Below are 7,779 nucleotides of genomic sequence, written 5' to 3'. Positions count from 1 at the left end.
TACGGTTCCAGATATCCGGCGACCACACCGCGTCGGACATAGACGCTGTACTGGATATCCTCAGGGAGTACAGGGAGAAACGGTAGGGTATATCAGCCATCGTCGTTTTACTCTATAGCGGTTCGGTAAAAATTACGATGTAAAACGAGGGCCTTCGATGTAATTTATACGTAGATATTTCGGAGGTGATCTCATGAGAAATGTAAAAAGTATCACATCGAGAGTTGTTCTTTCAGCTTTGATGGCGGTCGTCCTTTCCTTGTCCGCCGTGTCCGCCCAAGCTCAGGACGTCTACACCGGCAATCCCGTGGCCGCCATATTCGAGCAGGCTTCTCCCGCGGTGGTCAACATAGACACGGAGGCCATGGTGAGGCAGAGCGTGTCCCCCTTCGGGGACGATCCGTTCTTTAGGGAGTTCTTCGGCGAGAGATTCAAGGAGTTCTCCAGGATGGTCCCGATGAGAGGGAAGGGGTCCGGTTTCATCGTCAGCGAGGACGGCAAGGTCCTTACGAACAACCACGTCGTGGCCGATGCCGATACAATAACGGTAACTCTCTCGGACGGCAGGACCTTCGACGCCAAGATAGTGGGGAAGGACCCGACCTTTGACCTGGCGGTTTTGAAGATAGAGGCGAAGGACCTTCCGACCCTCGAATTGGGAGATTCGGAAGCCACCAAGGTCGGCGAGTGGGCCGTCGCCATAGGCAATCCCCTCGGCCTGGAACATACCGTCACAGTAGGAGTCGTCTCGGCCAAGAACAGGAGCATCCACGCCAGGAACTTCAATTTCGACGGTTTCTTACAGACCGATGCGGCCATAAATCCCGGCAATAGCGGAGGCCCCCTTTTGAACATGGACGGCAAGGTGATCGGCATAAATACGGCCATAATCCCCTACGCCCAGGGCATAGGATTTGCCATACCGGTGAACATGGCAAAACAGGTCATGGACGATATCGTTCGTTACGGCAAGGTCAGGAGAGGTTGGCTCGGCGTCTATATACAGCCGGTCACGAGGGATTTTGCCGAGGCATATAAGTTGGATGGAACCGATGGAGCCGTGGTCAGCGACGTGGTTCCCGATTCTCCGGCGGCCAAGGCCGGTTTGAAGAGGGGAGACGTCATAATCTCCATCGATGGGAAAAAGGTCAAGGATCATCAGGACTTCGTGATGAAGGTCCGGCATCGTATGGCGGGAGACGAGGTCGCCCTGAAGGTCGTTCGCAGGGGAGAGGAGATGACCTTGAAGGCCAGACTTACAGAGGTGGACGATACCGCCGGATTTGGCGAGGCGTCCGAGTCGGGAGAGATAGACAGCCTGGGGGTCAAGGTGGCAACCGTCACCGGACAGCTCAGGGACAAGTACGATCTTCCGTCGGAGGACGGTCTGGTGATACTGTCGGTTGAGGAGAGGTCCTCCGCTGCTATGGCCGGCCTGAAGGAGGGTGACGTTATCCTGGAGGCCAACGGGCACACCCTAAAGACCCCCTCCGATCTGGGCAGGGCCCTGAAGAACGAGAAGGGCAACGTCGTGTTGTTGGTGAGAAGGGACGGAAGGACCACCTTCATGTCCATAACTCTGAGGCGATAGAGTTGAGAAAAGGGCGGGGCTCCGAAAACCGGAGCCCCGCCCTTGTTTTTGAATCTATCTCAATGGATCAGTTGCATTCGCTGCACTGAACCTTGTAACCGACGCCTCTTACCGTGACGACGATGGAGTCCATCTTGTGCTCTCTGAGCTTGTCCCTGAGGTACTTTATGTGGACGTCGACCACGTTGCTGGTTCCGTCGTATTCCTTCTGCCATACCTCGGATATGATCCTCTCTCTGCTGAACACCTGGTTGTCGTGGCGCATGAGGATCTCGAGAATATCGAACTCCCGTCTTCTGAGAGGTACCGATGTTCCGTCGACCTTGCATTCTCTCGCTACCGGGTCCAGAATGAGCCTGCCGCAGGTGAGAAGAGGTCTATGGCACTGAGCACTTCTTCTTATGAGAGAGTGTACTCTGGCGATGATCTCTCTTCCGTCGCAGGGTGAGGCCACGTAATCGTCGGCCCCTCTCTCGAACATGGCGACCAGGTCGTCCACGGTCTTATCGGCCGAGATTATCAATATGGGCAGTCCCATTCCGCTTTCCTTGTTGAAGTCGACCAGGTCCATTCCGCAGTTGTCCTTCGCGTCTTTTCTGTCTATTATGACGCAGTCGTACTTGTTGGACTTCAGCATCTCCAGGCCCTCCTCTGGATCGCTGATGCGGACTACGGTAAACTCTCGAGATAGATCGCTGAATAGATTCTGGCTCTCTCCGACGCTTACGTTGTCCTTATCCCCTATCATAAGAATTCTCATTTATACCACCCCTGGAAAAATAGTAGATTTCATAGATGCTATCGCATCTTACGTGTATTAAAACACAGCCACACTGCCTTGTCTAGAGTGAAAAAAGATTTTTGAGGGCGTTTTTTTAGGGATACCTTGATACTTCTTGTCCGTAGCCGATTCGGATGATACAATTAGCGCACCCAAATCTAGGATAGCCCTTTCAGAGCTTTCGTGGATTCGGGAATTCGACGGTAAAAGTCGTTTAGAGGTGAACAGTATGCTTTCCAAAGAAGAGAAGAACGTAATCATCGAGGATTTCCACTCCCATTCCACCGATACCGGATCCCCCGAGGTCCAGGTGGCTATCCTTACCAAGAGGATCAGGGATCTGACCGAGCATCTCAAGGTGCACAAGCACGACTTCCACTCCAAGAAGGGCCTTCTCACCATGGTCGGACGTCGTAGGAAGATGTTGAGATACCTCAGGAACAAGGATTTCAACAGATACAAGACCCTTATCGAGAGACTCGGCCTGAGACACTAAAAGAGAGCCGAAATTCGAGATCTAAAATGCGGAGACGATTTAAATCGTCTCCGCATTTTTTGTCTTTTATGTGGTATGCTTATTCGGATCGAAAGGGATGGAAAAAACAAGGAGGAAATTTTATGCAGGATATCTATCGAGTGAGAGTAGGAGAAGAGGAGCTGGTCTTCGAGACCGGTAAGGTAGCCAAGCAGGCTAACGGATCGGTATGGGCCAGACAGGGCGACACGGTCATACTCACGACTGCTTGTATGACCGATAAGCCGAGAGAGGGGCTGGATTTCTTTCCCCTTCTTGTCGATTTCGAGGAACGATTTTACTCCGCAGGGAAGATTCCCGGCGGTTTCATAAAGAGGGAGGGACGTCCTTCCCAGACCGCCATTCTGAGTGCCAGGGTCATAGACAGGTCGATCCGTTCTCTTTTCGAGGGCTGGATGAGGCACGACGTACACGTGGTCGCTACCGTACTGTCGGTGGACCAGCAGAATCCGCCTAATATACTCGCCATAAACGCCGCTTCTGCGGCTCTGACCATCTCCGATATCCCCTGGGGCGGCCCTGTGGGTGCGGTGCGTATAGGTTACATAGACGGTTCCCTGGTGGTGAACCCCACGGAGGATATGATGGAGAAAAGCTCGCTGGAGCTGGTCGTCTCCGGTCATTCCGACGGCATCACGATGGTCGAGGCGGGAGCCCACGAGGTCCCGGAGGACCTTCTGGTCGACGCCATGGAGCTCGCTCAGGGAGAGATAAAAAAGATCGTCGATCTCCAGCTGCGAATGAGGGAGGAGATCGGCAAGGAAAAGATCGTCATAGAGCCTCCTGTCAAGATTCCCGAGATAGACTGCTGGGTGGAGGAGAACCTCAAGTCCGACATCGCCGAGGCAGTTATGATTCACGACAAGAAACAAAGAGGTGCCGCCGTTCGTGCCCTGGAGGACAGAGCCAGGGAGCATTTTGCCGAGGACTTCCCCGATAAGGGAGGGTATATCTCCGGTGCCGTCGAAAATTGGGTTAAGACCATGATGCGCAAGATCACCGTGTCGGAGAAACGCCGTGCTGACGGTCGAAGGACCGACGAACTCCGTTCTCTTAGCTGCGAGGTCGACGTCCTTCCCAAGGTCCACGGATCCGCCGTGTTTACCAGAGGAGAGACCCAGTCTTTGGCGACGGCCACTCTAGGCATGCTGGGCGAGGACGATCAGCTTATAGACGGTCTCAAACACAACGAGCCAAACAAGAGCTTCTTGCTTCACTACAACTTCCCTCCTTACTCGGTGGGAGAGGTTCGTCCCATGAGAGGGCCGGGCAGGAGAGAGATCGGACACGGCGCCCTAGCTGAGAGGGCCTTGGCTCCCATGATTCCCGACGATACCGAATTCCCCTACGTGGTCAGAGTGGTGTCGGATATCCTTGAGTCCAACGGCTCGAGTTCCCAGGCCTCCATATGTGGAGGAAGTCTGGCCCTCATGAGTGCCGGAGTTCCCATAAAGAAGCATGTTGCCGGTATAGCGATGGGACTGATCAAAGAGGGAGACGACGTCGTAGTCCTCACCGATATACAGGGATTGGAGGACCACTACGGCGACATGGATTTCAAGGTCGCCGGTACCCGTGACGGGGTTACGGCCCTTCAGATGGACAACAAGGCCGGAGGTATAACCAGGGAGATATTGAAGCAGGCTCTAGGACAGGCCAAAGACGCCAGGATGGCTATCCTCGACGTTATGGAACGGGCCATATCCACCCCAGGAGACCTCTCTCCTAACGCTCCCAGGATGTACACCATGATGATAAACGTGGATAAGATCCGCGACGTCATAGGGCCTGGAGGCAAGGTTATCAGGGGCATCACCCAGGAGACGGGAGCCAAGGTCAATATAGACGACGACGGACAGATCCTGATTGCCGGAGCCTCCCAGGAAGAGGTCAACGCGGCGATCAAGATGATTGACGATATAGTCAGAGAGGTCCAGGCCGGAGAGGTGTTCCAGGGCAAGGTGACCCGTCTCATGGCCTTCGGAGCCTTCGTGGAGGTCCTGCCAGGCAAGGAGGGACTGCTTCACGTCAGCGAGATCAGTACCCATAGGGTAGGAAAGGTCGAGGACGTGTTCAAGCCCGGTGACCCGGTGCTGGTGATGGTCCGAGAGATCGACGATATGGGCAGGATAAACCTGACCAGAAAGAAGATCTTGGCCGACGAGGCGAAGGTCAAGGAGGCCGGACTGGAGTCCTGCCTGTCCTTCGAGGCCGAGAGGGACGAGGCGATAGCTGCCCTGCCTCCCGCACCTGCCGGCAACGACAGGCGTAGGCCTGGCGGAGACGATCGTCGAAGAGGCGGTAACGGTGGTCGTAGAAACGATCGCAGATAAAATGGAGATACGTATTCCCGTGGTACGGGAAGGGGAAGCCTTAAGGCTTCCCCTTCCCGGCTATGAGACGAGTGGTTCCGCCGGCATGGACCTGATAGCGGCGGAGTCGGTGGTTATCCCTCAGGGAAAATGCATGACGGTGGGAACCGGACTCAGGATAGCCGTTCCCGATGGGTTCGAGGCCCAGGTCCGCCCAAGAAGCGGTCTGGCTCTCAAGAGAGGTCTGGTGGTCCCGAACTCTCCTGGAACCATAGATTCGGATTACAGGGGAGAGATCAGGGTAATAATGATGAACCTGGGAGATGGTCCCTTCGAGGTGGCCGTAGGCGACAGAATCGCCCAATTGGTGATCGCTCCGGTCGCGAGGGCCTGCTGGGAGGAGGTCGCTACTTTGGAATCCACCGAGAGAGGCTCCGGTGGATTTGGTAGCACCGGTATATCGACCCCTTCGAGGAAATAGTGGAGGAACGGGGACATCAAGGTCCCCTCTAGCGTTAAAGGGCCTGGTCGGTCCTTGGAAAGGCAGGTAGGAAATGTATCGTTTTTCCGGTCCAGCCGGACAGCTTTTCGAATCTGAGAAGGCTGTCGTCGGCGATATCTTAAAGGAATGGAAGCTTGACAAGGGAGCTCTTTCGGCCAAGGTGAACGGAGAGGAGCTGGACCTCGACGTAGAGGTCTCCTGCGACGCCTCGGTGGAGCCCATAACCTCCGATACCGAAGAGGGTCTGGAGATACTTAGACACTCGACCGCCCATCTCTTGGCCCAGGCCGCCACCAGACTGTTCCCTGGCGCAGTGGTCGCCATAGGTCCGGTGATAAAGGACGGTTTCTACTACGACATAGAGTTCAAGGAGCCCATCTCCGAGACGGATCTGCCCGCCCTGGAGAAGGAGATGCGCAGGATAGTCAAGAGGGGAATACCTCTGAAGCGTCAGCGAGTCTCCAGAGAAGAGGCCATAGAGATCTTCAAGGAAAGGAAGGATCCCTATAAGGTCGAGATTCTGGAGGGAATAGACGACGCTTCGGTCAACCTGTATTGGCAGGACGAATACGTCGATCTCTGCCGAGGACCTCACGTTCCCAACACCAGGGTGCTTCAGAACTTCAAGCTTCTCTCCGTCGCCGGTGCCTATTGGAGAGGCGACGAGAACAACATCATGCTTACCCGTATATACGGAACCGCCTTCGCCACCAAGGAGGAACTGGAGGCCTACGTCACCAGGATGGAGGAGGCCAAGAAGAGGGATCACCGCAAGATAGGCCGTGAGCTGGGTCTGTTCTCTCTCCACAAAGAAGGTCCAGGGTTCCCGTTTTTCCATCCCAAGGGTATGGTCGTGATAAACACCCTGATCGATTTCTGGAGCAAGGTGCACAGAAAGAACGGTTACGATCAGATAAGGACTCCCCTGATTCTGAACAGGGACCTATGGATACAATCTGGGCACTGGGATCACTACAGGGAAAACATGTATTTTACCGAGATAGACGAGCAGCCCTACGCCATAAAACCGATGAACTGCCCCGGAGGGATCCTGGTCTATAAATCGGATCTTCATAGCTATAGGGATCTTCCCCTCAGGCTCGGCGAGCTCGGGATCGTCCATAGACACGAGAAGTCCGGAGTGCTACACGGTCTGATGAGGGTCCGTTGCTTTACCCAGGACGATGCACATCACTATTGCACCCCCGATCAGATCAAGGACGAGGTCTCCCTGATCATGGACATGGTGGACTACATATACTCCGAGGTCTTCGGCTTCAAGTTCCACGTGGAATTGTCCACCAGGCCGGATAACTCCATGGGCAGCGACGAGATGTGGGAGTTGGCCGAGAGGTCCCTGAGAGAGGTGCTGGAGGAAAGAGGGACCTCTTACGTGCTCAACCCCGGAGACGGCGCTTTCTACGGTCCCAAGATAGACTTTCATCTGGAGGACTGCATAGGTAGAACCTGGCAATGTGGGACCATCCAGCTCGACTTCCAGATGCCGGAGAAGTTCGACGTCACCTATATAGGCTCGGACGGGAAGGAACATCGTCCTGCCATGCTCCACAGGACCATATTGGGAAGCATCGAGCGTTTCCTCGGCATACTGATAGAGCATTACGCAGGGGCCTTCCCCTTCTGGATCGCTCCCGTTCAGGTGAAGATACTTGCGGTGGGGGACGATCACGTTGGCTACGCCAAGGAGCTGAAGGTTCTTCTCCAGGATCGGGAATATCGGGTTGAGCTGGACTGTAGAGACGAAAAGCTCGGCAGGAAGATCAGAGACGCTCAGATGGAGAAGGTTCCCTTTATGTTGGTCGTCGGAGACAGAGAGCTGGAGACCGGCACCGTATCGGTAAGAGATCGGTCCGAAGGGGACAAGGGATCCATGAGCAAGGAGGATCTACTGAAGCTGCTTGAAGGGCAGTTCTCACCCTTATAGAGAAAAACTTGCCTAAAACGGGATGTCGTGGTAACATCTCACGAGTTACGATGTAGAAAAGAAGGGGATCCCCTCACCTGACGACGCTTTTAGCAGTTGTCTGGTTCCAGTCG

At 54.7% G+C, this 7,779-nt stretch carries 6 protein-coding genes; 5 read left to right on the top strand and 1 reads right to left on the bottom strand.

The window, feature by feature from the left end; translation table 11 throughout:
• Window positions 1-193: 193 nt before the first annotated feature.
• Window positions 194-1,591 carry a Do family serine endopeptidase gene (locus L2W58_RS10020; protein WP_236103200.1) on the top strand — a complete coding sequence of 466 codons (1,398 nt, stop codon included), beginning with the start codon at window positions 194-196 and terminating at the stop codon, window positions 1,589-1,591.
• 67 nt (window positions 1,592-1,658) lie between these two features.
• Here L2W58_RS10020 and L2W58_RS10015 read toward each other — a convergent pair whose 3' ends face one another.
• The gene (locus L2W58_RS10015; protein WP_236103199.1) at window positions 1,659-2,351 is read right to left on the bottom strand and encodes a response regulator transcription factor; all 693 of its coding nucleotides are present in this window, start codon (window positions 2,349-2,351) and stop codon (window positions 1,659-1,661) included.
• A gap of 250 nt (window positions 2,352-2,601) precedes the next feature.
• On the opposite strand from L2W58_RS10015, the gene rpsO reads away from it, so the two are divergent.
• The 4 genes from rpsO to thrS all read left to right on the top strand — a co-directional run bounded on the left by rpsO (window position 2,602) and on the right by thrS (window position 7,666).
• The gene (gene rpsO, locus L2W58_RS10010) at window positions 2,602-2,868 is read left to right on the top strand and encodes a 30S ribosomal protein S15 (RefSeq protein ID WP_005661854.1); all 267 of its coding nucleotides are present in this window, start codon (window positions 2,602-2,604) and stop codon (window positions 2,866-2,868) included.
• Between the two features lie 122 nt (window positions 2,869-2,990).
• The gene (locus L2W58_RS10005) at window positions 2,991-5,240 is read left to right on the top strand and encodes a polyribonucleotide nucleotidyltransferase (protein ID WP_236103198.1); all 2,250 of its coding nucleotides are present in this window, start codon (window positions 2,991-2,993) and stop codon (window positions 5,238-5,240) included.
• Window position 5,241: 1 nt separating this feature from the next.
• Window positions 5,242-5,700 (top strand): dUTP diphosphatase, encoded by a 459-nt coding sequence (dut, locus tag L2W58_RS10000; RefSeq protein ID WP_236103203.1) that lies wholly within the window; start codon window positions 5,242-5,244, stop codon window positions 5,698-5,700.
• A 73-nt stretch (window positions 5,701-5,773) separates the two neighbouring features.
• Window positions 5,774-7,666: a threonine--tRNA ligase gene (gene thrS / locus L2W58_RS09995; RefSeq protein ID WP_236103197.1), complete on the top strand. Its 1,893-nt coding sequence runs from the start codon at window positions 5,774-5,776 to the stop codon at window positions 7,664-7,666.
• Window positions 7,667-7,779 lie beyond the last annotated feature (113 nt).

This window comes from Dethiosulfovibrio faecalis, assembly GCF_021568795.1.
Lineage (GTDB): Bacteria > Synergistota > Synergistia > Synergistales > Dethiosulfovibrionaceae > Dethiosulfovibrio > Dethiosulfovibrio faecalis.
This window is presented reverse-complemented; position numbering and strand designations above follow the sequence as displayed.

Coding starts and splice junctions, on each gene's coding strand:
- L2W58_RS10020 (WP_236103200.1), top strand. CDS start 194: ATGAGAAATGTAAAAAGTATCACATCGAGAGTTGTTCTTTCAGCTTTG.
- rpsO (WP_005661854.1), top strand. CDS start 2,602: ATGCTTTCCAAAGAAGAGAAGAACGTAATCATCGAGGATTTCCACTCC.
- L2W58_RS10015 (WP_236103199.1), bottom strand. CDS start 2,351: ATGAGAATTCTTATGATAGGGGATAAGGACAACGTAAGCGTCGGAGAG.
- thrS (WP_236103197.1), top strand. CDS start 5,774: ATGTATCGTTTTTCCGGTCCAGCCGGACAGCTTTTCGAATCTGAGAAG.
- L2W58_RS10005 (WP_236103198.1), top strand. CDS start 2,991: ATGCAGGATATCTATCGAGTGAGAGTAGGAGAAGAGGAGCTGGTCTTC.
- dut (WP_236103203.1), top strand. CDS start 5,242: ATGGAGATACGTATTCCCGTGGTACGGGAAGGGGAAGCCTTAAGGCTT.